We start from the raw sequence: 24,991 nt of genomic DNA, 5'->3' as shown, positions 1-24,991 counted from the left end.
GGTAAAATGTTTTATATTCAATCACTAATTCTTAGGCCAAATAAGAAGATAAACGATCTTTCAATCTTAAAAAATAATATTGACGATTACTTTGTTCCACTTAGCAATATAGAGGGACTAAAGAACATAAAACCACAGTTAGACTCTTACTATTTATCTGGGGCGATTATTTTAAAATATGGTGAACAAGATTTGCTCGATGTCACTATGTGGGACTTGGTTGACCAATTGTGGGCTTATTTTTTAAATCTAATTGAAGAAGCTATTGAAACAGGAGAAAGCGAAACTTATTTTCCAGATCAACCCCTTCTATTGAAAATGAAATCAATATCGAATGATATGTTGTTATTTGAAATAGGCCAACAACAAAAAGTATTACTACCGAAACTTGATTTTTTTGAAACACTCTTAAAGAATGCAAAGAGTTTCTTTGAAACTATGAACTTTGTTTTACAAGAAACCTGTGATTATGAGTATGAACTTAATAAGATCGATGAATTACAAACCAAAATTTAATGGATGTGAGGCTGAATGTGAATAACTCTAGAGTGGAAAAATTCTTTGATGAGAATATACTGGAGGCGTCTCTGATAAACAAATTAAAGAAATAGAAGAGGATCATAGAGTAGCCCTTCCATAAATTTATAAATAATAACTGATTATGGTTTAGGAGGCCCGTTCGGGACAATGGTCTTTCCCTTATCCTTTAGTCTGAGGTTTATTACAAATTTAATAACAAACAATACCTTATTTACTAATCAGAACTTGGTATTGTTTGTTATGTTTTTAAAAAAGTTTGTAAAAATCAGCTCCTAACTAAAGCTGAATTATATATAAGATGGACATTTTCTAAGAAAAATTATTTTTTTTCATAATATTAATTAGATGCTCAAGATCACTTCGCAGATGTTTTGCCATTGCTTTAGATGCCTGTTCTTCATCTCCTTCTTTAATAAAATGAAACACTTGTTGATGTTGTTTTAAAATGTTTTCAGCTCTGGTTTTTCCTTCATAGCTCAAAACTCTATAAAAATGAATCACATTGTTCAAATCACTTATCATTTTATAAAGTTTATTATTATGAGTTAATTGTACAATTAACTCATGAAATTTTTCATTTAATGAAATAACTTTAGAATGATCTAATGCTTTCAAAGCAACCTCTGTGTTTTTCAATATATCCTCTATTAATTTTAATTCTTCACCAGAAGCAGTATTTGCAATTTCCCCTGCAGCAGAGGATTCAAGTGCTATCCGACAAAAATAAATCTCTTCTACATCTTTAATCGTTGGTTTATATACCATCAGCCTAGGATTTACAATCATAAGTCCCTCTTTTTCTAAAACTCTGATTGCTTCTCTTAAAGGCCCCTTACTAACACCAAGTTCATTAGCCAGCTTTGCTTCAGCAATCTGTTCTCCTGGTTTTAATTTCCCTTCGAAAATCATTCTTTTTATGGCATGATAAGCCTGTTCATAAAATGGCCTAGGTCTTTCAATCATGTTTATCTCATCCTCTATTGTATAACTTTCAATTGCATTTTATCACAAATTGATCAAAAGATTTTTTGTTCTTCTATATTATATAAAACAAATATCACTTTATTCTCTTACTTTCACTTTGACTGAATTAATCATTTCTTTTTAATCTTGCTGATAACCATATAATGCTTTATATTTAATGTAATATATGTAATTAATATAATATTATTGAATCAAAAATATTCTGGAGGTTAATGATTTGTATTTCACATCAAAAGGGTTCAGTCATTATTACAAGCTATTAAATACGGTAAAGGAAACAGGAAAAACTAATTTAGAAAGAACGTCTTCACTTGTTTATTTCCTAGCACAAGATAAATTACAAAAAAAATATAGTGTCGATACAATTGATGTATCATCTAATTCAGATTTAAGAAAAGAGTTTCAAAACGCAGTTAAAGAGATATTAGCAGTCGATACTAAAACTAATGAAGAAGTTCAGGCAAACCACTTAGGGGTATTAAACATAGAAGATTCAAAGAATTCAATTTTCATTAAAACCGGAAAGAATTTTTTATCCACACAAGTTTATAGAGCCTCTACCTCAGCTGAAACATTTGATTATCCAACTCGCCCTAAAAATAGTCCAATATTAAAATTAGGGGTTGAGTATAATGGAAGTAAAAACACCATATCTAAACATAAGGATTGGCAAAACAATTTATTAACATACATAGATTTCAGAAAATGCGGCCAAAATACATTACCTTTAATTATATTTTTATTGAGAGACTTAAGATTAGAAAAAGATATGTCCATGAAACCATGGGTAGAAAAAGAGTTAAAAGAAATATTCACTGAGGATCTTTCTGAATTTTTATTAGAAAACGCAGCGTTCCCAGATAAAATGGAACCCTCTTTTATTGGTACTGAAAAATGGAGTATTGATAAACTTGATACAGATTTATTCAAAAACATTGAAAACGAGGAGAAAAAACCATACACCGATGTAAATTCATCTAAACAAAATATATATCCAGCAGTCAAGATTCAATTGGATATACCACGAAATAAAATTGTTTATGGCGCACCTGGGACTGGGAAAAGTTACTCCTTAAATGAAGAAGTAATAGAACTTTTTAAACATGAAGAGCTATTATCCAGAATAACATTCCATCCTGATTATACCTATAGTCAATTTATTGGAACATATAAACCAGTACCTCTCTATAAAAAAACTAATAACGAGATTTATAAAGCTGACAAAACGGAAGTTTTACAAGAGAGTCTTGAACCCATCATCGACTATCAATTTGTTCCTGGTCCTTTTTTAGAGACTCTTGTGAAGTCATATAAATACCCAGATAGCAGTTTTATTATAATTATTGAAGAAATAAACCGTGCAAATACTGCCAGTGTTTTTGGCGATACTTTTCAATTATTAGATCGTAATAAAAATGCGGAGAGTGAGTATGGAATTACTTTTAATGCCGATATAATGAATTTTTTAAGAAGCCAAGGTATTTATGAGACCAAAATTAAAATACCATCTAATTTATTCATTTGGGCTACAATGAATAGTTCAGACCAAGGAGTTATCCCTATGGATACAGCTTTTAAGAGAAGATGGTCTTTCGAATACTTACCCTTAAATAAAAATGAAGAGGCAATGGATGACTATGATATATACCTATCTTTTATTAAGGATCAAAAAGTTCCTTGGAATAAATTCAGAAAAACAATTAACGATCGTATTAAAGATTTTGTGCCAGAAGATAAGTTAATAGGTCCTTTCTTTTTAAAGCCAAACGAACTCACAGATCCAGATTCTTTTAAAAATAAATTATTATTATATTTACGAGATGATGTTCTAAGATACAACTATGACAAATTGTTCCTAAAGAAGAACTTCTCCGATATTATAGAAGACTATGACAACGGGTACAATATTTTCACTTTCCCTGAAGAAGAGTTAAGTAGTGAGCAATGATGAAAAATATATTTTTGGTGGAACAGCAATTTTACGGGATTCATTTTTTAAGGTCAATATTCGACAACCACTATTTAGGATTATTAAAAACAAAAAAGATATGTATTGAAGATGAAAGCAAAAATATCATAAAGTTTCAATTTGTGGGCTTTTTGATTTATAAAGATAAACTAATTTTCATTGTACCAAAGTATCTTAAAGAGTATGCAACAAATGAAAATTACCTCTTTAATAAAATGAAAGTAATTCTGAAAGTAATGGAAAGATACGGTAAATATAACAAAGTAACTGATAAAGACTTTGATTTCATTGAAGATACTACTTATACGCAATCAAATAACATCTTTAGTGTAGCAAAATTTATTATTGATGATTACTTAAAATTTGGTCTTTACCAAAAAAATAAAAATAACATTAACTTAAATGGAAATGGGGAGATCTTGTGGAACAGAACAGTTAATGAGATTGAACCAATATTTTCTAACGGTACACCACACTATTTCAATAAATACACATTGCATAAGTTCAATGATGACTCTAACCTAATAATTGAACTGCATAAATGGGCTATTAGCTTTTCATATCATTATTTCGGGGAATTATTAGGAGTTAATAAGTTAATAATTAATCCTCCTTATTCTCTAAGTATACTAGGTTCTGAAGGCTTTATTAGGCATGTAATAAATAAAGAACTCAATCAAACATTTGTCGATCACAAAATTCATTTATTAAAGGCAATATTAGCCATAATAGACTTTTTCTTCGAAGGGCCTGATGAACGTATTAATTTGTTTGGAATTAAAAGCTTTGCTCACGTGTGGGAAAAAGTTTGTGCCCATGCCTTTAATAACTGTATTGATAAGTTTATAGACAGGATTCCTTCTCCAACTTGGCAGGAGCTTGGCTCTCCTTTTGAAATAAAAAAGGAATCTTTTATACCAGACATAATTACTACATTCAAATTAAATAAACAGGATTACTTTTGGATATTAGATGCGAAGTACTATGATATTAAATTTACTAAGAATAGCCTAATAAATAATCCTTCAGTAAACGATGTATCAAAACAACTTTTGTATGAATTAGCATTTAAACAAGAAACAAAACATAAAGTAATGAGAAATATTTTCTTGTTCCCCTCAAATGAAATTGGTCCTCTTCCATTAAAAGTTTTTGGACATGTTAAACTGGATTTTATCAGTAAGGAGCCAATCTTCCTTGTTTACCTTTCAGATGAGAAGGTATATAATATGTTTCTAAATAAGAATAGCTTTTCGCTGAATGATTATTCTGAGTTAGAGGATGGTATGATGACTCTATTGAATAATAATTAAGGAATAGCTTAGATTCATAGAATTTTTATTATATATTCACTTGGAGTTGGTTTTTTGTTAAATAAAAAGCTAAAAGTTGTCTCTCTTTTTAGTGGATGTGGTGGATTAGATCTTGGGTTAGAGCAAGCAGGATTTAACGTTGTATGGGCTAATGACATAGATAAAACAGCAGTTGATACTTATAAATATAATATGAATTCTGTAGTCATTCAAAAAGATATTACCAAAATAAGTACCGATGAAATACCTGAATGCGATCTCGTAGCTGCAGGTTTTCCTTGTCAACCTTTTTCGTCAGCAGGTTCCAGAAAGGGTGTTTCAGACGAACGAGGCACTCTTTTTGAGGAAGCTATTAGGGTTATTGAAGCTAAGAAACCTCTAATTGTTTTATTCGAAAATGTTCGTGGTCTCTTATCGACTAAAAATTTAGATGGTTCTTTATTGATAGATTCCATTGTTGAAACTCTAAAAGATATAGAACCTGGTTACAACATAACTTATAAACTTCTTAAAGCAAGCGACTATGGAGTACCTCAACAACGTTATCGAGTAATCTTTATAGGAATAAGAAAGGATTTAGGAGTTGATTATGAATTTCCAGAACCTACTCATAGTCTCAATGATCCAGATCTGACGGTCGGAAATGTTCTGAAAAATATTGCTGGTCTACCTAATCAAGATGAAATTTGGGAATTGTCCCCTCAGTCTAAGAAATTAATTCCCTTCATTAAAGAGGGTGGTTCATGGAAAGACATACCCTTTGACCATTTACCACCTCGATTAAAAAAAATAAGAGAAGATATGAAAAAATATAGAGCCCCTAACTTTTATAGAAGATTTGCTAGGGACGAAATAAACGGGACAATTACTGCAGCAGCTACTCCTGAGAATTGTGGCATAATTCATCCAATAGAAAATAGACGATATTCTGTAAGAGAAGTCGCTCGAATACAATCTTTCCCTGATAATTTTATATTTGTAGGAACTTCTTTAGCTTCTAAATATAAGGTTATAGGTAACGCTGTGCCTCCTAAATTAGGTAAAATAATAGGGGAGACATTAATAAACTTGCTTCATAGTATTGATCCTAAAAAACTTGAACAAGCAAGAAACGGATATGAACAACTTAAATTGTTCTCAGTTTAATGATCAGACAAATTAAAGAGCAAACACTCTAGTTTGCTCTTTAATTCTTATTCTTTTATGCAGCAACTCTGTCTGATGAAATTTTCATCTGTCCTCCTTCTTCATGTAGATGAGTAAAAGTAAAAACGCTACTGAATACAACCATTACTAACAGAAACCTACAAATTTTCATGTTTAATCTCTCCTTTTTTGATTTTACGTCTTGCTTCAATACTCATACGATAATATTCATTAGACAGTAATAATTTTCCTCGTTCATGAAAAAAATCACCCACATCAATTGCATAATTTTCAACATCAGCAAACATCTTTTTCGATTTAAGATATGCAAATGCATCTTCTATGAGTTGATATTCACCATTAGAAAAGTAAAGTCCTTCTAAGATTTTAAATTTTGCATCATATTCAAGATCTTTATTTATTTTTGAATAGAATCGACCTTTTTTAAAATATGTTAAAGATGCTTTTAAATCGTTCTGTTTTGCCTTCACATGTGTCAAAATAAACAAAGCCTTTGGTAAAAATGAATTATTTTTCTTTTCAAGGAATTTCAAGGATATTTCTAAATGAGTCGCTGCATCTTCATATTGCTTTAACTCATCAAAACAGATGCCAATATTTATATGCGACATCCCAATTAGATGATCACTATTTATGCTTTTTGCAACGTCAAGTGAATTAAAAAAGACATTGAGGGCCTTTTCAAATTCCATCGAATCAATATAATTGCCTGCAACAATAAACTGACACCGAATTGTTTGAACAGCATATTCATCATAATCTTTAAATATGTTAAGTGCTCGATTTGCATAATTCATTGAGAAGTAAGTTTGCTTCATATAATAGTAAACATACGACACCTTAAAGAAAAATTCAGCTTTCTCTATCTCATCCTCTACCTCTGATAACTTAGTTTCAGCTACTCTGTAAGCACTGATCGCTGTTGTTAACTCTTTTCTCCTGAACTCATACATCCCCTTAAAAAAATAGAAATAATATTCAAGCATACCTGTTAATTGCCCTTGCTCTTCTATCTCCTTAATTGTTTCATAAGTACTTGTCAGATTGTCAATTCTTTTTGATTCCATATAACTCAACATTATTTCATGTCTAAATTCTAATAACTGATAATACAACAAAGCATCTTGATTTTCTTCCATACTTTTTAGTTCCATTTCTACTTCTTGTTTAATATTTTCCGCTTGTTCCACACGATCGTTTTTGATCGCTGTATACCAAGCATTTAATTTTTTAGTAACAAGATCATATGGAATCTTCCCCTTCAGCAAGAAAACCGGCTCCACTTGTATAATTCCCCCATCTTTATTTGAATTATAAGAATATTTACAATAATTGTATTATGTCAGAACATCCTTTATTTTACAAAGATGAATTGCAAAAAGGTACATTTTATCTACTTTTTTGCGGTTTTTTTGCGGTTATAGCAGTATTTTTGCGACTTGACGCCAACCACGCACCCAAACTTTCAACACACAAAAAAAGAGGAATAAACACAGTGTGTCTACTCCTCTAACTTTGTCTCTTCACCTTTTGCTTCTTCATAGTCTGGTGTTTTCTTTGACAAACCCAATCTATCATTCTCTCCGTTTCCAGGCATGCTATCCATTTCTTCATATTTATCACCTAGTTTTTCAAAGTAATCATATGGTGAAAGTTCACGGGAATGATCTTCTGGAAGATAAAAAGCAACCTGAATATACTTTCCCCCATCATACACACGTATTAAAGCATTTTCTCTTGTATATATACTCGTATCAGCGCCCGATTCTTTTGCGCTTTTTTTGTCTAATTCAATAACTTCATTAATCGCATCATCATACTTATTGCCACCACATGCAGTTAAAACGAACATCATCATCAAACTAAGGAAAATAAAAAGGTTTTTCAAAATAAATATTCCCTCCTTTTTCAATATTTAGTATAAACAAACAATTTAATCTTTTCCACTTTTTATCCATTTCCCTTAACCTGCACATTATCGACTAACCAACCATCTTTATCTTTTTTCATAGTCGTTTGAACAATCAACACTTGATTCGTAGTAACTGAATTTGCAGTCGTTGAGATTTCTACAATGTTCAAAAACAATTCATGGGATTGATCTAAGGGTTTTGAATAACTCTCTAAAGAAAGTAATTCACTTTGCACACTGACTGTGTGCTTTTGATCAGAACGAGAAGGGAATGCATAGTCAAATCCTTTTCCAGTTGTATGCTTCTTAACTGTCTCATATCGCTTATCTATGTCCGAGTAATTAAAAAACGCTTCAAAAAATGCCTTGTTTTCCGAAGCGCTACTTGTTGATTCTATATGGTTCAATTCCTTAATTTTTTCTGTCAAAACTTCATTCTTATCCTTTAACTTTTCAATCTTATACGTTTGCTGTCCATTCGTGAAAAATCCCGTCAGTAATATTAATAACAAACAAGACAAAGCCCATGCAATATGTGTTTTCATGTTTTCACTCCTATTTAATTCGTCCAAAAGATACAAGGTGATCTCTCCAATAACCTGATTTCAGATCAGAATATTCGATTCCACTGTCATTTGAATTAAACATTCTGCCATTGCCTACATAGATGCCGACGTGAGTAATGGCTTTTCCTTCATATGTGCCGCCAAAGAACACTAAGTCACCCGCAGTCGCTTCTTTTTCACTTATTTTCTTTGTTGCCCCATGTTGCTCTTGTGCTGTTCTAGGAAGAGTGATTCCTGCTTTCGCAAAAGACCACTGAACAAGGCCCGAACAATCAAATCCAGTTTTCGGGTTTGAACCACCCCAGGCATACGGTTGCCCTTCATATTTCAAAGCTTCTTTCATGACCGTTTCATAGAAATCCATAGCACCATTCACAGGCTTCACATTTTTATCAGAGCCTTTCACATACCTCATGACATGATCAACATAACTTGGGTCACCGTAGCTTTTCCAGCCCATTTTAAAAGCTTGCAAACGGCTGAAATCAAGTGCCAATTTCTTTGTGTATTTCCCGCCATTCTTTTTGACATAGTCTATAAATCCAGAACCAAAGTTGTATGCCTGTAAGGTTAAACGAACATCACCGCCAGCCTGTTTAAAAACCTTCTTAAAATGTTTAATGCCGACTTCAATTGAACGTTCTGGGTCAGTTATGGAGTTAGGAGGTAAGCCGATACTTTCGGAACTTTGCATTAGATCTAAAGAACGCCCACCACTTTCTTGCATGGTGAGCGCCATAATAATATTCACTTGATCAAAAACACCTTCCTTACGGGCGTACTTCTCAAATACAGCCCTAAATCGTTCGACTTCCGGTGCAATACCAACCGTTTCATATTCGCCATCACCGCCCCCTATAAAATCGTCTCCGACTTGATTCTCCCTTGAAATCGTCATAACCACTACGATACATAAAACAAAAAAGAAGATAAAAGGAGCCGAGAACACCAAAGGAAGAACTACCTTTTTACTCATCATCTTGTTCTTTCATCCCTTCTCAGTCGATCTTCTACTTTTGATGAAGAACGTCTTGCAATTTCATTTAACGATACTTGTTCAAATGTATTTACGTTTTGTTAAATTCGCTTAATCGTTTGTGATGAAGGCTGATTTTCTCTTAAAACAGTCTTACTTTCAGCAGGTGTATCCGTCTGTTTTTTCTCAGCACGAATACCATCTGAATGAACTTTTGCGGGTTCAGATGATCTGGTTTTTCGTTCATTATTGACAACAGGTTGATTCTCTACTTTTGTAGGTTGAGAGCTTTCAAAGCCATTTTGTGGTTCAGATTGACTCGTTATGACTTTTTGGTCTGAACGTTTGATGTCTGCTGATCTCTCTTGTGCTACAGGTTCACTTTTGGAAACAGAATCATCTTTCTGGACTTCAAAATCTTGTTGCATATCTGGTTCAGGATTCTGGTTTTGTTCTTCATAAACATACGCTTTTTGATCAGTACGTTCTGTGTCTTTATCACTCTCTTGTAAGACTGGTGCTCGATCAGAAGCAGTTTCTTCTTCATGTTGTAATGATGCATCATCAGTTTGTTGCTGATTATCTGGCTGTTTAAGAAGCTGTTCAACATATTCTTTTTGATCTGTTCTAGCTGATTCATCCTTTTTATCCTGTAAGATAGGCGCTCTTTTGGATAACTCTTCATTACCTTCTTGCAAAACGTCCTTCAGCATAGGAGAGTTTATTCCGTCTTTTCTCAATCTATCTAAATGGGATTGCTGTTTATTTTCTTTTGCATTCGCAAATGCTTCTTTTTGTTTCTCTTGTTCTTTCGACAGAGTTTGAGGATTTCGTTTTAAGTTTCGGCTATTATGATTAGATATTCCGTTAGGAGTCTCTTTTTGCGGGGTTCTTGAAATAGCATGAGTATTATCATACCCCATAGCAGCACCACTCGGTGAATTACTACCACTTCCACTTGGAGCACCATTTACACCATCAGCATTCGAACCATCTTTTCTCCCCTTAAAATTCTTTGCAAAGTCAGTAAATACGCCCCCACCGTTACCCAATGTTCCACCTATTTTTTTTGCATGTTCCCAAGCAGGCTGAACAATGTTTTGTCTCATATTTTCCATCATATTATTATCAACTGATACAACTTTTCCAGCAGTCACAAACTTGATAATGGCATCCCTCTTGTGAAAACCAATCCACAAGATTGAGGCAAGGACAGCAACATTTAAAAGATACATTCCAAAACCATTTGGCGGTATTAACTTGTCAACGATAAAACAAGTCACGTACACAAACAGAACGATAACCCCTAACATTGCTTTTAGTAGGTAAACACTCCCCAAGCGTCCAAGGGTGACAAATCCCGAGTAAGCTAATTGGGGAACATACGCTAAGATGAAAGCGAATGGTACAAAGAATACAATCACTAGAGCGATTATTTGGAGCAAGAAGTTAAAGAAAGCTAATGCTAAAAATGGTATCCCAATGACAATAGAAGCGACCACAGCAATAAAAGATTCTCCAAGTTGATTAAAAACATTCCCAGAGGTCATAGACTCATTTTCATATTCTTCAATTTCAGTATCCTTTATATGCTTCTGTTTTTCTTTTTCTCCGCCTTTTGACAGCTTGTATGAAAGCAATTTATCGACCCTTGATAATTTCTCTTTCGAATCACCTTTTTCATTAATTTTTGCTTCACTTGTTTCTCCAAAATTCACGATTAGAAATGGCTTCATCAAAGCAATGTCAAAGTATAGATTACGCATAACTGCGACTGTGCCTTCCATTTCCTTTCCTTTTTCAATCGCAGAACTGTCAGCAAAATTCCCTTCATCTTGAACAATGCCCACCAATCCATTTCCCGCAGTTAAAAGCTTTCCTTGTGCTTCTACAGACAAGGCATTCAATGCTTTCATGTAATAACCAGCGTTTGACATCCAAAGCCCGCCGATCACCATGACACAAATAAATAGAATACTCCGTCGCATTGCTTCTTTTACGCTACCTCTCACACAGAACAGGTAGACAACATAGGCGCACGTGAAGATGAATAAGGCTTCACCGAAATTCTTTTTCAGGGTTTTATAAACTGTTTTAGAGACGTTTGTAATGGAGTTTGCGAACTCGTCAATCGGTTGCAAGTTATACAAAATATCCATTCCCGCATCAACCACACGGACAATATTGCCCGCAAAAGAAAAAGTGACGTTTGTCAGCCCAACAAACGCCCCCTTGATTAAGTCGTCAGATGCTTCATTATTCGCTTGATAGCGTGAGATAGGAAATCTTTTCACCTTCAATTCCACGCCGCCGGCTTTTTCGATTTTTGGCTGTGTGGTGGTATCTCCGTCAGCCGAAAATACTGTTACAGCTGAAGCAACAGTTAGAAACAACAACACGATAGCCGACACAATCAGTATCCTTTTCTTTTTCATTACAGCCACCTCCTAATCTAATCGAGTTAATAAATAAAATTGGTATCTGGCTTTCTCTAAGTCTCTTTGTGTTAGCAGCACGTTTTCGGGATATCGTTCATACAGAGAGAAACAGATTGCTTTTTGATATTTCATATGTCTGAAAGTCTTTCGGTTTTGTTCAATCTTGATGCCTAATAATTTTTGAAGAAACTGTGCCGTTGATTTATGCCCAATAAAACTTTTGTATCGTCCGTCATAATGTCTCAACCATTGTTTAACTTCGTCCAATGTGATTTTTTCAGCTTTATAAAAGCCTGGACTCGTGACAACAAGAGAGTTTAAGAAAGCTATTTCCATGTACGATTCAACCCCTTTTACAAATATTTTTCTTCCGCATATGCGACGGCTTTTTTCTCAACTGTTTTCAGAGCACCTTGCCATTCTTCGAATAGGCATTCAATCGAAATTTTGGAGGTGCGGCCATAGTAATCTTTAAATAAGCATTGACCTTGGAACATGGATTCCATCATTTTTTTGTTTTCTTTTGTGACCTCCATATTCATCCACCTCAACACTTCTTCACGTTCGTTTGGTTCGTCAAAGGCAAAGGCAACACCGAAGTTTCCGGAATCTTCTTCTTTCAAAGCGTCTTTTGTGGATTGTGAAATGAAGTATTCCGCATTGTTGTATGAACGACCAATCCGGCGCATTTGTCTTTCTACTTTTTTTCCTTGTTGGGAAGTGGTGAATATCCATGCTTCATCTATAAATTCAACAGTTTGTTCATCTTGATTCATACCGAATAGTTCGCAGAACTTACCAAGCGCAAACATGACGGCACTAGACTTTAATTGTGATATGGTGTAGTTTTCAAGTCGCTCAGCATGATCAGGCAAATCCATATTTTCAACCTCTAAAATGGTGATTCGTTTTTCAAGTGACAATGCAGGGTTTGAACCATCATGAATACAAAGTTTCAAAATGGAATCTGACACAACCTCATTTAAATAGTCGCCAGCTTTTTGTACAGCTTCTTCCGGATGGTTCTGCATCCTCCGAATAATATCAAGTGAGCCGACCTGTTCGCCTTTTTGCTTCAACTCAATTACTTCTGACGTAGCACGAAGGAAAGCTGTGTTCACATCGTCTTTCCCTTTAAAGTCATATACTTGTTCAAAAATGACTTGAACTAGCTCTTTTGCTTTCATAGGAGGGAGGAAAGAAACAGGATCAAGCGCTCCCCAGTTGTGCGTATTTTCATGATCTAGCGTGATATAGTTGTATTTCTCTAAATGTGCAATATATAAGGGGAAGTTCTCTCGGATGTACTTATCATTCAAGACTCTTTGAATCCACTTTCTCATTTCCTTTTTAGGGTCTATATACAGAGATTTGATGTTTAACATGCTGATATAGTTAAAGATCAGTTTCGCCAAATACGACTTGCCGTTTCCTGTGTCTCCTGTGATTAAGCAGTGGGGAGAACGTGTCTTTGAACCTTTTAACTGTTGATTCGCTAAGAAAGGGTGGAATAAGACAAAATCACGGCTGGACATAATGGCACTTTCTAAGTCTGTGTGCTCTTGAAAACGATCAACCCAACCGAGAAAGAATCCAATTTTCGAACCAATATCAGAGTTAACAGCGAAAAGACCTTCTGCAACTCCATCTTGTGTCGTTTTTTGAATCCAGTTCTTATCGGTTATATCTAACTTTTCACCAGGGAGCATTTTATAAAAAAGGTTTAGTTGATCAGCCACCGGAAGTCGGCATGTAATGCCAGCGCCTTTTAAATGCCTTTTGACAATCGTTGCTTTCCCCACACATTCTTTTTTTGTCTTTCCATGAACGACTATCACAGACAGCCAGTTCATCACGTGCACATCTTCTTTCTTTATTTCATCTTGTAAATGCCTTATCATTGTGGCACTTGTGACAGTAGAAACATCACTTCGATCGCCTGTGCTTTGTTGTTCTTTTTGTTCTTCTTTCAATTGCTGTCTTTTGAGGTTGAGGGCAGGCTTGGTAATGGACTTTGATTCCGTTTGAATTTTCATCTGTACTTCAACAGGGAAGGGAAGAGACTGCGCTTCATAAAACAAATCACTTTCCGACATATTGTGAAGAAATTCGTCAATCACTACAAAAGCTGAATAGCCTTCATCTTGGTCACTATGCAGATGTAAAACGGATGGGTCAGTGGGGTCTATGATCGTGTTTGTAATAGAGCGAACATCCTTTATCTCACTTTCTTCATTCGTTTGGTGCTTTAACCCACGTACAAAGTGATAACGGTTAATGTATGTCATTTCGGATTCTGAAAGCCTTTCTCCGCGAACAGAAGCCATGATATTGGCTAATGTTTCTTCAACTTCCTCATATTTTTCAAAAAAAGAGGTGGAAACATTTTGTTCCCACCCGAGCATTTTCACAACTGTATCAGTCGCCGTATTGAAAAAAGATAGTATATTGTCTTTAAGTTCCACACTAATATTGACAAGACTGCTTTTCAGTTTTACACCTAAAATGAAATCATACTTTGTCAGCCTTCCTAATCGCTGTTCTAACAGCCTTACGGTTTCTTCATTGTAGTAACGTGCCACATCCATTGCATCTGCCGCAATATCTGTTTCTAAATCCTTAAATCGTTTTTCTAATTCATACTCACTTGGATACATCATCAAGTGAAAATCCTCATAAGATGTAATTTCTTCAAAAAGATGTTGCCATTTCTTTTTGTACGACTCAACTTTTTCTTTATTTTGCATAGGAATCGAATTGCTCTTTATTCGGTAGTACGCCCACACGTCGCCCGTTCTTGTTAACAGCAAATTCTTGTGTATTGCCTTCATAGGCGTTTTTAGTCTCATTTGAATAATCCACCACCTTCACAAGTTTTCGAAACTCAATTTGTTTTTCATTACTTAAATCAACCTTTCGGTCATTGCAAAACTTCTTTTGTGGAAGCTTAATGAAGAAGTAATACTTTGCAAAATCAAAGAAGTATAAATAGATGTTTTTGCCTTCCGGCTTTATTTTCGTTACAAGCATCGTTAAAAAAAATGGTATCCCAAAAATCACGATGACGTAACTGTTATCAAAAGCGTGAGGGAAAATCATCCTCACGCCGTACCAGAATCCAAAGCAGAGACCAACAAAAATGAAATAGTTAATAGCCGGTATTAACTCAACTGCAAAGGGTAACGAATAATTTTCGGTTAATTGCTGAATTTTTTTCGGCTCTCTCATTGCCTTCCGGTAGTTGAATACCAGACGCCCCATTCATATGCCCCCTTACAATTTTTCCATTAGCGCATTGATCCAGCCGGAGAATTCTGACCAGTGTTTAATAACCCACGTCACCGCACTACCAATACAGCAAACAAAGATAATGCCGCCCATTTTTAATTTCATAAGATTCTTTGCGGCTATGAACATGACCACAATCGTAATGAATTGGATAACAACATCTGATGCCCAACCTTTTACCCCTCCAAGTGTTGGAAGGTCTGCGCCAAGAATAAAGAAATTCATGAAATCCATATTTAAACCTCCTATTGATGTTTAAGTTTATTTACATAAAACTGACCGCTGTTTTCCGTAATCTCTAGACTGAATTTTTCATTTACCGGAATGTCATTTTCTTTTTCCTTAAATCGGACAGCACAAAAAACCTCGAAACCTTTTTTCGTCTCGAAGATTTTCACTGACTGCACTTCCCCAAATAACAAGTTTCCTTCCAATGCTTCCGGCTTTTTCATCATATAAACCATTTCTTCTTTCTTTTCAGAAGCGTATTTCTCAAAGAAATTTTGAAGAAATGATTCGATAGATTCTTTTTTCTCGCCTCCATATTCGTCTCTAGTTTCTTCTTTTCCCTTAAAAGCAATATCGCCTTTCAGATCATAAATCTGTGTAAAGTAAGGGACAGCAGACACCGCAAAGGAATCATCTTTATTTGTGACTGGAATATTCAGCAACATTTGTTTCTCAGATTTTTCGTTTGTTTTAACCTTTTCTTTCACCTTCTTTTTCTTCTTTCCGTCTTTAACTTCTTTTTCAACTTCCTTTTCTACAGGGTATAGATTTTCATATGTGACCTTATATTGAAAAAGGCTGTATTTATCACCTTCTTTCACGTTATATAAGCTGTAATCTTTCAACTCTCGATCACCTTTTAAACCATCCACATTGAAGCGTTCTTCATCTTCAAAATGGTTATCCTCCTGTTTCACCATGTAGCTTTCAAGGCTCTGCATGCGTTTTTCAATAGATTCTTGATCGTTCTTCACATTCACATATTCATTGATGAACCCTGATAGAAAGTTTTCAGCAGCAGTCACCGAAATTTTTTGTTTATCGTCATTTGTTGGCTTATTAGCTTCTTCTTTCATGTCATTAATTTGGGATCGTGTGTTAATTGATAGAAGCACAGCGAGCAAGCAGATAAACAGTAAACCCCCAACACAAGACCACAATGTGACGGCTATCAGCTTCGACCTGTCACGAGGAACTTTCTGTTTATCTTTTTCCGGTCTTTCAATTCGTTTCAGCTTTTGAAAGGCAGATCGAAAAAAGGAATCATCTTTTTTATCCGAGCCTATTTCTTTATGGAGCAATTTGTTTCACTCTCCTTTCATAGATTTCTAAGCACTTTCCTCCTGGTTTACTTTCATGTTTCTTGTCATTTTCAAAATGGCTCTCGCCATTTTTTCATAGTTCGGTTCATTTAACTCCGTCACGATAACTTCCACTGGCTTACCTTTAATTTCAACAACCTCAACACTCTGTTTCATGAAAGACCTCGCTTTCTTTAAACCTGTTTTGTTTTTTCAAGGAATAATAAAAAGGATGCTACACGATGTAACACCCTTTTTATGCTTTGATTCTCCATATAAACTTTTAAGCTAGTCATTCGACCGTCCGGCAAATACCTTGTCTTGTAAAATGTGTAACGATATTCAGCAAACCCTTTTATTCGTTCGCCTTCGACAACCAACATACAATCTCTGCTTAAACTTCTCACAAAAACTAAAGAGGGAATACCCACATTAAAACCCAAGCTTTTGAATCGTTTGTCTACAGCAGACACCGCTCATTTTCACCCCTTATTGGTAGTAGCTAATTCCTTCAAACTCCACAATTCTTTCTTCTGTCCCATCGTCTTCATCCTCCAGTATGTTGAATGTGGCTTGAAGTTTAGCATTAACGTTATCAATAACCGCAAGAGTTTGGACTATGACTCTTTGAGCAACGTCACTGTAAAAGACATCTTCCATCATTTTTTCAATCAATTCCTCAGCAATATCCAAACAGCCAAGAGATTCCAAATCACTTTCCAGTCGGGCCTTATTCAACAGATTAATGTTAAACATCTTATCCCTCCAAGTTAGTACTTTATGTTTACCGAACGTCAAATTTCGACAAAAATTGCTAAAGGGGAATTGACCAGTTTTAGGTATTGGTGTAGTATATACCAAAAAAGAAAGGGATTTTATGGATGTTATTTGTTAATCAATTGCAGAACTGGGCAACTTTTTTTGTCGAAATGATAATTCCTGTTGTGTCCTTCGTTATTACCTATAGGCAATACGTGTTGCAAAAAAATGAAATGAGCACCCAAAACGAATACAGTAAAGTCACAAATTACACTCAACATGGCTTGTATAATGAGATGAATATTAATGTAGTCCATAATAAAGAAACTGAAGAATACTTCTCTTTGCAAAACCAACTGGAAAAAGCTAAACAAAAAAAGTTAAAGTTTGAGCGTTTTTCTAGTATCATTGATAAAGTTTTTATATCCATTATTTACATAACGGGCGCTATCATTATGATTAATAACATTTCTTCAGCTTGGGATTCAAATAAGGGTATTATGAGCAATATACAAACATTTGAAGCCTCCGTCATGAATGCATTTGAAAGTATTGGGCAATTAACTCTACATTTAATTTTCGGATTAAGTATTGCTTTGTTTTTAAACTTGCTGTTACTTTCTACGAAGAAAGTATCTATTCAAAACATATTTACTTGGATATATCTTTTATTTATAAATATAGGAGCTTTCCTTACTCTCACAGTTTTTAAAATTAAGAATTTAGGTGACGAGTTTTTTAAAATTGTTAATGAAGCTCCTGAACCAGAAGAAAACGTCACAATTCATTCTTTACTAGAGATAACCCCTCCCTTCTTAATGGGCTTACTTATAGTCGCTTCTTTAATAGTTGCAACCTATTTATTAAAGATGTTACTCATAAAAGATCGGTTTTTTTCCACGAAAGCAAAATACAATTTTGGGATTGCTATATTACTGTTGTTTGCTATTCCTTTGTTGTTTCAGTTTTTAATTTAAGTTTTTTATAAATTTTTAAAACATGGTAGCTTGAAAGCATAGCAAATAAAATTAAACTAGTGAATGCATAAACAAAATTACGTGAATACACGGATTGATACAAAATTAAAAAAGTGACAAATGACCATAGTAAATAATTTATAATCCAAAGGAAAACATAAGCTCTCTCTGCTATCATTATTAATTTATTCAGTCTTAATCACCCCATATATAATAATTATCTAGCCCCCTATTCCCCCGAATCATCGGGGGACTCCCTCGCCGGTAGGCAGGAACAAACGGTTGTTTGTTCAATGCCAAGAGGGTTTGGGTAGCGCTGAATATGTCAACTCCTTATCCTCACTTCGTTCCGGTACCGTTGACACATACGTTTAATCGCATCACCTGTTCTTATAAAGGTTTAGCAGATTGTTTTTAAACAACCATATCAGCAACATCAGCAAGAAACACATCTAACATTTTTTTATGTTTGTCTGCCAGTTCAGCTTCTACGATCATATCTAACAGATCAGTTTTCCCTAAGTGCTGATCAGCTTCCAGCACCATTTTCATAGTGGGAGCACAAGAGTTACGAAGCCAGTTTCTTGATTTTTGATAGAAGTCTTTTTGTGGCTTGATGTACAAATGAAGTCTCCCAACATCACCTATAAATTCAGACCAAAAAAGGCTCGTTTTCCAATGCTCTCTAGTGACGTTTTCATCAGCATCAACGAACCTTACATAGTTATTAATAATTTGCATAGCAATTAAGGTTAAATCCTTTGTTTTCAATAACGCATCTATAGCCACTTGTGCACGTTCATTTTTAAGCCGCAGTTCATAACGATTCCAATCGCCTAGTTCTTCCAACGGAATGTTATACTTTTCTGCTTGTTCATAGTTTTTTTCGTAAAAGCAAAGGTATGCTTCTGACTTTTTAGAACCGAAATATATTGTCGTTCCACCTGTAATGCCATCAGATAGATCAAAGGAGCCATTGAAATCCGATTTTCTAAACCGTGAAATACATTCGCCCTTTTGAGCTTTCTTTAACAATTCCGGTATAGAAAAGTATGTCTTTTTATCATCAATAGCCAAATCAAAGCGAGTAAATGAACCACCTTGTGCCATACAATCTTGAAAGAAGTCGTACCATGTTTTTTTCCGGCATTCCAAGAAGGATTCAAATTGACGGCAACCTTGACCGGACATTTCTATCAAAACACCTCTGTTATCATCTAGCGCAGAATAAAAGACTTTGATATAGTCCAGTTCGTACGTGCCAACGTAGCCATAGAAACCAGATTGTTTCTCAGTCATAAAGTCTTTGCTAAGGTGAAGAACCTCTTCAATAATTCGGTCAACATCATGAGTTTTAAAAGAGACTCGAATATAGTCAACCATTGATACCAAAGGACTTTCAACGGTTTCATTTTTTTCTTTTACGATTACTACCCCCCTGTTAGCGTGGGGGGGTTGTTTTAGCTCATCCATTCGCTTCGCTCACTCCCTCGCCGCTGGCCGTCTGGTCGCTTACGCTGCCGCTGGCGACTGCCGTCGCCTGCGCTCCCTCGACTCCAACCAGCGCATTTTTAATAGATGACATAAAATCATATCCTTTCGGCACGATAGGGCTGTAAAACTCCAACACTGAACCTGTGCCCACATTGGCATACCCTCGCCCTGTCTCCTTTTTATTCACATATGCTTTTTCAACATCGCCAAACATCATTCCGTAACCCGTATCGGACATTAAACCCAATGAAACACGAAAGCTAAACTGATCACGAATACCGTCAGCTAAATATTTTGCATCTGGACGTTGTGCGCCTAAAACGAGAAAATACCCCGCCTGTCTCCCCAACATGACCAACTGTTTCATGTAAGAAAGGGCTTCATTTCTTTCTTTCATATCTAACAAATCCATAAACGCTACATATTCATCAAAGAAGATAAAAACAGGTTTTAAGTCTAAATAGGCATAATTTTCACCTGTCTTATAGTTAGGCATCTGTTTCATTTCATCCATTCGTTCCATCATGCCATCCACAGACTTTCTTAGGCACATAAGAATGCCGTTCTTTTGGGAATATACCTTTTTCGGAAGGACTTCTTCCAAGTCTGCTAAATCTGCATTTTTAGGGTCCAATATTCTTACATCTGCCCCCAGTCCTACGCTTGCCTTAATAATCGTCAGCATGAAGTATGTTTTTCCTCCACCTGTACCACCTGCAATAAGCATGTGCGGCAACTTATCAAATTGCCATGAGATATGCTTCATTAACGGAAGGACTCCATTCTCAGCTACTGCATCATCAATGGAAATACGATTCTTTTTGACATCGTAAAGAAGTTTAAAGCATACAAAACCTTCTTCCATTTGTTTATCAACCAAGTCACAAAATAAGCCGTTTTCCAAATCCTTTCCTAAGTCTAGGAAGCGATTCTGAAAACGGCTCATGTCCATAGCAATACGAATATAGATGTGGTTGTTTTTGACCTGGTAATACATTCTAGGAAAGTATGTGATCTTTTCCTTTGAGTCAGTTTCATTTGAAAAGATTTTTCTTACTTTCACATTTTCTTTTTCGTAAAACTTGTTAGAGAAAATCATTTTAGCAATCTTTTGCCTGTGAAGGATTTTCTTATAGCTGTCAAACAAAAGAAAGTAAGATGCAACTATGCTTCCAACAGCAATTAGCACAGAACATAAAACGCTTTTAATGATTAAAGGTACATTCCATTCAAAATGTTTTATCGCTTGAGATAGATCAAAATGAATGAGTTGTTCTCTCCAAAAGATGAACATAGACAATAAAAAAACAGGCACAAAGATAATTGCGCCTGCTAATTTTACGTTGTTTCTCATGTATGGGCGGATTCGTTTGCCCCTGTACTTCCAAAACCTTTTATTAAAGAAATCACTCATATACATCACCCGCCTGTCGATATGAGAGGATCATTTTATTTCTTTTCATTCCCGCCAGTTGCCGCGGTAGGTTTAGAGGATACAGCAGATCCCGTACCTTTTAATACAAGGTCTTCAGCTTCAACAGTCCAGTTAACATTAGCAAAAGTCCCATTTGCTCTAGCAGAAGCCATGATTTTCGGATTTTTCAATTCAACATCCTTAAAGAAATCAAATTCCTTCAAATCCACATAAGCAGGAATTGTCACTTCGATCTGCCCACCTTGCACACTTGACCCTAGATTATAAATCCTCGATTCCAAAGTATCCGTTCTTTTTCCATCCACATAGGCATAGCGCTCACGGTTTAAACCTAAAAATTTCAGTTCACCAAAAGTCATATTGATGTCCGGTACAATAAAGTTTAAGTTCATTTTTCATATCCCCATTTCATTTTTTATTATTTATTTTCAAAAGATCATTAAATTTCGATTTTATTTCTTGGATTCGCTCCGGTTCTGTATCCATCTTGGCGCTTATCAGTTGCTAACGGCGTTATGCCCTCATGGCAACCTAGTAGGCTAATTATAGCCATCAAGCTGACTACAGCTATTCCGCACGCTTATTCTAGCCTGCTACAGCATTTAAAATGATTGCTGTTCATCACTCAAATACTCACGCATGACATTTTTATAAAAGTGCCGTATAATAAAGGTGTCTAATCTTTACACGGCGTTCTTGATGATCATTCGTCAAGGCGCTTTTTTTGTCTGTATATAGTTTTCAAAGAACAAACACCCCTAGCGACACAAGTTATACAATTCATCGTTATACAAAGTAAATACTTGGTTTTCTTTCTTATTCAATGGACGAGTTGACCATATACACCACCAATCCCAGCCTTTTAACAGCTCAGATATTTCTTTATTGGCCTTCAAATAATTATCAGCATCAACAACATATGATTCACAGGTGGCATAATCTTTAAAATGCTTCAAATCCTTATCAGCCTTTAAAGCTTCAACATCAGTAATGATTGTTGCATTCACCTTTATTTTCATCGCATCCCCCCTTTCAAAGAGTTCATAACGGCTCCCTATAGTGGTATATAGCGTCACACTATGGATGATTGCCGCAGCTTTTCAATGTCTTTTCTTCCAATGCCATAATGCTTACATATCCTGCGATACGAAACGCCTTTCCGCAGTAATTCATTAACATTTTCATTTGTTAAAGGAAGGTTTAAATAATGATTTATGATGACCGAATTAAGAGCAATCTTCATTCGCGCTATCCAATCACCTTCCATTTGTTTGGCCAAAGGAATTGCTTTACGCATAAATGAATGAGTTTGGCTTAGATTCATAATGATCATCCTGTTCCTGTCTTCTGCTTTTATAACAATAACGTTCTTCAAATTTTGCACGATTAACTTTACCTTGAATGACCATATAGCCGTCATTCTCCATTTCTTTATTAAGTGATCGAATTATTTCATATGCCTTTGCTTGCTTTACACCTAAAATATTTTGAATATCCTTTGCACTCAGAAACTCATTCAAATTATCACCCCCGGAAAAATGCGTATAATCATTAACTATCTATATAATAAATGACTATACGCATGATGTCAACACAAAAAATGCAAAATACGCATATTTTCTTTTAAAAAAATATGACTAGTTGTAATATAAAAATAAAAATGAGGTCTTAAAAATGAGTTTTGGTCATAAATTAAAAACTTTGAGAAAACAAAGAGGATTAACCCAAAAAGAATTAGCTGAAAAATTATTTTTAAGTCAAAGTTCCATAACAAGGTTTGAGAAAGACGAAATCCTACCTACAAGCGAAACATTAAGTAAGATTGCAAATTATTTTGATGTATCTATTGATTTCTTATTAGATAGACCTCAACCTCCTCAAAAGAAAAAATCTAATCTAGAAAAAGCATTTAATGAAGCAATTGAAGAACTTAAAGACGAAGAAACACTTCTCTTTATGAAAAATGGTGATATTGACGAAGAAACAGCTGAATTAATAAAAAAAGCATTAAAGAATGGAGTCCGGTTTGTTAACGAAATGAAGCGCAAAGACAAATAATAAACATTGAAAGAGTGATGAACATTTACACTTCAAAAAGTATAAAACACAAAGCACAAGAAATTATTAAAAAAAATAAAACCAACAATGTAAATATCATTTGTAACAATTTAAGAATTTTTCATTTAGAAAGTAACCTAGGCAACGTAAATGGCTTCCTTCAATACTGTGAAGAGGAAGATGAGTACATTATTCACATCAATGAAAATGCCAGTTACAGAAATTTTGTTATTGCCCATGAACTTGGGCACTTTTTTCTCCACAAGAAATTGAATTCTTTCAAATTGTCTAATTGTTCACTCATCTTGGAAGAAAAGTTGGAACATCAGGCCAACATATTCGCTTCTGAACTTTTGGTAACTGATAAAATGATTCAAGATGCAAATATCAACTTCAATGAATATACGTTAAACGACATTGCAACTTATTTTAATGTCCCTACTTTTGTAATCAAACATAAAATTGAGCAGCTGAAGTTTTCTTCTTCAAGAGGTTTCAACGTTTTCGATAATAAACTAATAGCACAATTCTAAGGAGCAAAATAATGTCTATAAGGAAAACTAAAGATGGAAGATATAGAATCGACGTTAGTCTTGGTTTTGATCCAGTAACAGGAAAACGCAAAAGAAAAACAATGACCTTAAAAACGAAAAAACATGCTGAAGAAATGTATCATGCAATAAAAAAAGCACACAGTGATGGTTTACTAACAAGCCATAAGGAAGTCAGTTTCTCTACACTAGTGAGCATTTATTTGGAACAATGTAAGCTTCACCATAAGCCCAATTATTATAATATTGAAAAATATACAATAGAAAAACATATCATCCCGCATTTTGAAAATTGTATTGTCAAAAAGGTTACCCATAATGAAATTCAAGACTTTCAAAAATTACTAGTTGATAAAGGACTTGAAAATAAGACAATAAACAACACAATGATTATTCTCAGCAAAATTTTTGATATAGGTATCGTAGAAGATGTTTTAATCAAAAACCCATGTGCAAAGGTGAAAAATTTAAGTGTTGTCAAAAAACAGATGAAGTTTTGGACTCCTGATCAGTTCAAAGAATTTATTAGTCTCATAGAAAAAGACGAATTTATTTTTAAGGTGTTCTATACGACCGATTATCTGACTGGAATGCGCTTAGGAGAAATTTTAGCACTTCAATGGAAGGATTTAGACAAGTTTAGAAGAGAAATCAATGTATACAAAGCTTTAACATATATAAACCAAGAATATATAATTACATCTCCAAAAACTAAAAATTCTATTCGCCGTATAAGTATCAATTCAAAACTTATAACATTGCTTGATGAATGGAGACGACATCAGAAGGAAATCTTTGATGAATTAGGAATTCATCAATCAGAAGAAACTTATATGTTCCAGTACAAAGACAGACCGCCTACCAAAGATATTTTCAGCAGGAAAATAAAACAGATTTGTCAGAGAGGAAATGTTGATCCTATCCGCTTCCATGATTTGAGGCATTCACATGTAGCCTTACTTATCCATCAAGGGGAAGATTATTTAGTAATAAAAGAACGATTAGGGCATAGTTCCGTTTCTTTCACAATGAATACTTACGGACATCTTTTTCCTAATAAACAGAAGGAAACTGCAGATCGTTTGGACGAATTGCTATAAATAACTCAGATATCGAAGGATTGAAAATTCCCAATAAATTTAGACCTATTCATATCACCAGCAAGGTTTCCAATAATTAGTCTCCAGATTATGAATCTCACTACAACTCAAATTTTTTAGTATTGATTAGGGTAATCAAACTAATTTTCCCCAA

The 24,991-nt window shown here is 34.7% G+C and carries 28 protein-coding genes and 1 pseudogene; 8 read left to right on the top strand and 21 right to left on the bottom strand.

The genetic code is table 11. From position 1 onward, the window contains the following. Window positions 1-6 precede the first annotated feature (6 nt). Window positions 7-516 carry a hypothetical protein gene (locus HC660_RS02920; RefSeq protein ID WP_168747017.1) on the top strand — a complete coding sequence of 170 codons (510 nt, stop codon included), beginning with the start codon at window positions 7-9 and terminating at the stop codon, window positions 514-516. Window positions 517-849: 333 nt separating this feature from the next. Here the strand turns inward: HC660_RS02920 and HC660_RS02915 are convergent, their stop codons facing one another. Beyond that, complete coding sequence (locus HC660_RS02915; RefSeq protein ID WP_168747016.1) at window positions 850-1,503, bottom strand: GntR family transcriptional regulator; 654 nt, start codon at window positions 1,501-1,503, stop codon at window positions 850-852. 238 nt (window positions 1,504-1,741) lie between these two features. Here HC660_RS02915 and HC660_RS02905 point away from each other — a divergent pair, with 238 nt between their 5' ends. Genes HC660_RS02905 through HC660_RS02895 form a run of 3 tightly spaced genes read left to right on the top strand, consistent with a single transcriptional unit; the run spans window position 1,742 to window position 5,952 of the window. After that, on the top strand, window positions 1,742-3,472 hold the full coding sequence (locus HC660_RS02905; protein WP_168747014.1) for an AAA family ATPase: 1,731 nt from the start codon (window positions 1,742-1,744) through the stop codon (window positions 3,470-3,472). Further along, window positions 3,472-4,806 carry an LlaJI family restriction endonuclease gene (locus tag HC660_RS02900; RefSeq protein WP_168747013.1) on the top strand — a complete coding sequence of 445 codons (1,335 nt, stop codon included), beginning with the start codon at window positions 3,472-3,474 and terminating at the stop codon, window positions 4,804-4,806. The genes HC660_RS02905 and HC660_RS02900 overlap by 1 nt, the downstream gene beginning before the upstream one ends. Before the next feature lie 54 nt (window positions 4,807-4,860). Beyond that, a complete protein-coding gene (locus tag HC660_RS02895; RefSeq protein WP_168747012.1) occupies window positions 4,861-5,952 on the top strand; it encodes a DNA cytosine methyltransferase in 1,092 nt (363 codons plus the stop codon). Between the two features lie 158 nt (window positions 5,953-6,110). Here HC660_RS02895 and HC660_RS02890 read toward each other — a convergent pair whose 3' ends face one another. From HC660_RS02890 to HC660_RS02830, 13 genes and pseudogenes are all read right to left on the bottom strand, one after another. Further along, entirely contained in the window at window positions 6,111-7,256 is a 1,146-nt protein-coding gene (locus HC660_RS02890; protein WP_168747011.1) for a response regulator aspartate phosphatase, read from the bottom strand. A gap of 218 nt (window positions 7,257-7,474) precedes the next feature. After that, a complete protein-coding gene (locus HC660_RS02885; RefSeq protein WP_168747010.1) occupies window positions 7,475-7,861 on the bottom strand; it encodes a cystatin-like fold lipoprotein in 387 nt (128 codons plus the stop codon). A 62-nt stretch (window positions 7,862-7,923) separates the two neighbouring features. Beyond that, window positions 7,924-8,430, bottom strand: a complete 507-nt coding sequence (locus HC660_RS02880; protein WP_168747009.1) for a YddI family membrane protein — start codon at window positions 8,428-8,430, stop codon at window positions 7,924-7,926. Between the two features lie 10 nt (window positions 8,431-8,440). Continuing rightward, window positions 8,441-9,430, bottom strand: a complete 990-nt coding sequence (locus tag HC660_RS02875) for a bifunctional lytic transglycosylase/C40 family peptidase (protein ID WP_168747008.1) — start codon at window positions 9,428-9,430, stop codon at window positions 8,441-8,443. Beyond that, window positions 9,427-11,871, bottom strand: a pseudogene (locus tag HC660_RS02870) (CD3337/EF1877 family mobilome membrane protein). Before HC660_RS02870 ends, HC660_RS02875 begins: the two are co-directional and overlap by 4 nt. A 3-nt stretch (window positions 11,872-11,874) precedes the next feature. Further along, window positions 11,875-12,201, bottom strand: a complete 327-nt coding sequence (locus HC660_RS02865; protein ID WP_095292607.1) for a YddF family protein — start codon at window positions 12,199-12,201, stop codon at window positions 11,875-11,877. A gap of 17 nt (window positions 12,202-12,218) precedes the next feature. Then, the gene (gene conE, locus HC660_RS02860; RefSeq protein ID WP_168747007.1) at window positions 12,219-14,714 is read right to left on the bottom strand and encodes a VirB4-like ATPase ConE; all 2,496 of its coding nucleotides are present in this window, start codon (window positions 14,712-14,714) and stop codon (window positions 12,219-12,221) included. Beyond that, window positions 14,602-15,126 carry a conjugal transfer protein gene (locus HC660_RS02855; protein ID WP_072183615.1) on the bottom strand — a complete coding sequence of 175 codons (525 nt, stop codon included), beginning with the start codon at window positions 15,124-15,126 and terminating at the stop codon, window positions 14,602-14,604. The genes conE and HC660_RS02855 overlap by 113 nt, the downstream gene beginning before the upstream one ends. A 12-nt stretch (window positions 15,127-15,138) precedes the next feature. Further along, a complete protein-coding gene (gene conC / locus HC660_RS02850; protein WP_003328173.1) occupies window positions 15,139-15,387 on the bottom strand; it encodes a transposon conjugation system subunit ConC in 249 nt (82 codons plus the stop codon). 11 nt (window positions 15,388-15,398) lie between these two features. Next, window positions 15,399-16,463: a conjugal transfer protein gene (locus HC660_RS02845; RefSeq protein WP_168747006.1), complete on the bottom strand. Its 1,065-nt coding sequence runs from the start codon at window positions 16,461-16,463 to the stop codon at window positions 15,399-15,401. A gap of 27 nt (window positions 16,464-16,490) precedes the next feature. After that, window positions 16,491-16,640: a hypothetical protein gene (locus HC660_RS02840; protein WP_003328171.1), complete on the bottom strand. Its 150-nt coding sequence runs from the start codon at window positions 16,638-16,640 to the stop codon at window positions 16,491-16,493. A 17-nt stretch (window positions 16,641-16,657) separates the two neighbouring features. Further along, the gene (locus HC660_RS02835) at window positions 16,658-16,936 is read right to left on the bottom strand and encodes a hypothetical protein (RefSeq protein WP_010331229.1); all 279 of its coding nucleotides are present in this window, start codon (window positions 16,934-16,936) and stop codon (window positions 16,658-16,660) included. Window positions 16,937-16,952: 16 nt separating this feature from the next. Continuing rightward, the gene (locus tag HC660_RS02830; RefSeq protein ID WP_168747005.1) at window positions 16,953-17,219 is read right to left on the bottom strand and encodes a hypothetical protein; all 267 of its coding nucleotides are present in this window, start codon (window positions 17,217-17,219) and stop codon (window positions 16,953-16,955) included. Window positions 17,220-17,344: 125 nt separating this feature from the next. Between HC660_RS02830 and HC660_RS02825 the strand changes: the two genes are divergently transcribed. Then, window positions 17,345-18,199 carry a hypothetical protein gene (locus HC660_RS02825; protein ID WP_168747004.1) on the top strand — a complete coding sequence of 285 codons (855 nt, stop codon included), beginning with the start codon at window positions 17,345-17,347 and terminating at the stop codon, window positions 18,197-18,199. Between the two features lie 414 nt (window positions 18,200-18,613). Here the strand turns inward: HC660_RS02825 and nicK are convergent, their stop codons facing one another. The 7 genes from nicK to xis form a co-directional block, all read right to left on the bottom strand. Beyond that, window positions 18,614-19,672, bottom strand: coding sequence for a DNA relaxase NicK (nicK, locus tag HC660_RS02820; RefSeq protein WP_168747003.1), 1,059 nt, complete (start codon window positions 19,670-19,672; stop codon window positions 18,614-18,616). After that, entirely contained in the window at window positions 19,665-21,107 is a 1,443-nt protein-coding gene (conQ, locus tag HC660_RS02815) for a coupling conjugation protein ConQ (RefSeq protein WP_168747002.1), read from the bottom strand. The genes nicK and conQ overlap by 8 nt, the downstream gene beginning before the upstream one ends. A gap of 35 nt (window positions 21,108-21,142) precedes the next feature. Further along, window positions 21,143-21,520: a YdcP family protein gene (locus HC660_RS02810; RefSeq protein WP_129093543.1), complete on the bottom strand. Its 378-nt coding sequence runs from the start codon at window positions 21,518-21,520 to the stop codon at window positions 21,143-21,145. Between the two features lie 47 nt (window positions 21,521-21,567). After that, the gene (locus HC660_RS02805) at window positions 21,568-21,684 is read right to left on the bottom strand and encodes a hypothetical protein (protein ID WP_168747001.1); all 117 of its coding nucleotides are present in this window, start codon (window positions 21,682-21,684) and stop codon (window positions 21,568-21,570) included. 202 nt (window positions 21,685-21,886) lie between these two features. After that, on the bottom strand, window positions 21,887-22,147 hold the full coding sequence (locus HC660_RS02800) for a hypothetical protein (RefSeq protein WP_168747000.1): 261 nt from the start codon (window positions 22,145-22,147) through the stop codon (window positions 21,887-21,889). Between the two features lie 53 nt (window positions 22,148-22,200). After that, window positions 22,201-22,452: a hypothetical protein gene (locus HC660_RS02795; protein WP_375805082.1), complete on the bottom strand. Its 252-nt coding sequence runs from the start codon at window positions 22,450-22,452 to the stop codon at window positions 22,201-22,203. Continuing rightward, window positions 22,418-22,648 (bottom strand): ICEBs1 excisionase, encoded by a 231-nt coding sequence (xis, locus tag HC660_RS02790; RefSeq protein WP_168746999.1) that lies wholly within the window; start codon window positions 22,646-22,648, stop codon window positions 22,418-22,420. Before xis ends, HC660_RS02795 begins: the two co-directional genes overlap by 35 nt. Window positions 22,649-22,802: 154 nt before the next feature. Here xis and HC660_RS02785 point away from each other — a divergent pair, with 154 nt between their 5' ends. Genes HC660_RS02785 through HC660_RS02775 form a run of 3 tightly spaced genes read left to right on the top strand, consistent with a single transcriptional unit; the run spans window position 22,803 to window position 24,837 of the window. Continuing rightward, window positions 22,803-23,186 carry a helix-turn-helix domain-containing protein gene (locus tag HC660_RS02785; RefSeq protein ID WP_168746998.1) on the top strand — a complete coding sequence of 128 codons (384 nt, stop codon included), beginning with the start codon at window positions 22,803-22,805 and terminating at the stop codon, window positions 23,184-23,186. Window positions 23,187-23,203: 17 nt separating this feature from the next. Beyond that, window positions 23,204-23,719 (top strand): ImmA/IrrE family metallo-endopeptidase, encoded by a 516-nt coding sequence (locus tag HC660_RS02780; protein ID WP_168746997.1) that lies wholly within the window; start codon window positions 23,204-23,206, stop codon window positions 23,717-23,719. Window positions 23,720-23,730: 11 nt separating this feature from the next. Then, window positions 23,731-24,837, top strand: coding sequence for a tyrosine-type recombinase/integrase (locus HC660_RS02775; protein ID WP_168746996.1), 1,107 nt, complete (start codon window positions 23,731-23,733; stop codon window positions 24,835-24,837). Window positions 24,838-24,991: the final 154 nt, after the last annotated feature.

The sequence above is a fragment of the Bacillus mojavensis genome, assembly GCF_012648005.1.
GTDB lineage: Bacteria > Bacillota > Bacilli > Bacillales > Bacillaceae > Bacillus > Bacillus mojavensis.
This window is presented reverse-complemented; position numbering and strand designations above follow the sequence as displayed.

Coding starts and splice junctions, on each gene's coding strand:
- HC660_RS02920 (WP_168747017.1), top strand. CDS start 7: ATGTTTTATATTCAATCACTAATTCTTAGGCCAAATAAGAAGATAAAC.
- HC660_RS02915 (WP_168747016.1), bottom strand. CDS start 1,503: ATGATTGAAAGACCTAGGCCATTTTATGAACAGGCTTATCATGCCATA.
- HC660_RS02900 (WP_168747013.1), top strand. CDS start 3,472: ATGAAAAATATATTTTTGGTGGAACAGCAATTTTACGGGATTCATTTT.
- HC660_RS02880 (WP_168747009.1), bottom strand. CDS start 8,430: ATGAAAACACATATTGCATGGGCTTTGTCTTGTTTGTTATTAATATTA.
- HC660_RS02875 (WP_168747008.1), bottom strand. CDS start 9,430: ATGATGAGTAAAAAGGTAGTTCTTCCTTTGGTGTTCTCGGCTCCTTTT.
- HC660_RS02865 (WP_095292607.1), bottom strand. CDS start 12,201: ATGGAAATAGCTTTCTTAAACTCTCTTGTTGTCACGAGTCCAGGCTTT.
- conE (WP_168747007.1), bottom strand. CDS start 14,714: ATGAGACTAAAAACGCCTATGAAGGCAATACACAAGAATTTGCTGTTA.
- HC660_RS02855 (WP_072183615.1), bottom strand. CDS start 15,126: ATGGGGCGTCTGGTATTCAACTACCGGAAGGCAATGAGAGAGCCGAAA.
- conC (WP_003328173.1), bottom strand. CDS start 15,387: ATGGATTTCATGAATTTCTTTATTCTTGGCGCAGACCTTCCAACACTT.
- HC660_RS02840 (WP_003328171.1), bottom strand. CDS start 16,640: ATGAAACAGAGTGTTGAGGTTGTTGAAATTAAAGGTAAGCCAGTGGAA.
- HC660_RS02830 (WP_168747005.1), bottom strand. CDS start 17,219: ATGTTTAACATTAATCTGTTGAATAAGGCCCGACTGGAAAGTGATTTG.
- HC660_RS02825 (WP_168747004.1), top strand. CDS start 17,345: ATGTTATTTGTTAATCAATTGCAGAACTGGGCAACTTTTTTTGTCGAA.
- nicK (WP_168747003.1), bottom strand. CDS start 19,672: ATGGATGAGCTAAAACAACCCCCCCACGCTAACAGGGGGGTAGTAATC.
- conQ (WP_168747002.1), bottom strand. CDS start 21,107: ATGAGTGATTTCTTTAATAAAAGGTTTTGGAAGTACAGGGGCAAACGA.
- HC660_RS02810 (WP_129093543.1), bottom strand. CDS start 21,520: ATGAACTTAAACTTTATTGTACCGGACATCAATATGACTTTTGGTGAA.
- HC660_RS02800 (WP_168747000.1), bottom strand. CDS start 22,147: ATGAAAATAAAGGTGAATGCAACAATCATTACTGATGTTGAAGCTTTA.
- HC660_RS02795 (WP_375805082.1), bottom strand. CDS start 22,452: ATGAATCTAAGCCAAACTCATTCATTTATGCGTAAAGCAATTCCTTTG.
- HC660_RS02785 (WP_168746998.1), top strand. CDS start 22,803: ATGAGTTTTGGTCATAAATTAAAAACTTTGAGAAAACAAAGAGGATTA.
- HC660_RS02780 (WP_168746997.1), top strand. CDS start 23,204: ATGAACATTTACACTTCAAAAAGTATAAAACACAAAGCACAAGAAATT.
- HC660_RS02775 (WP_168746996.1), top strand. CDS start 23,731: ATGTCTATAAGGAAAACTAAAGATGGAAGATATAGAATCGACGTTAGT.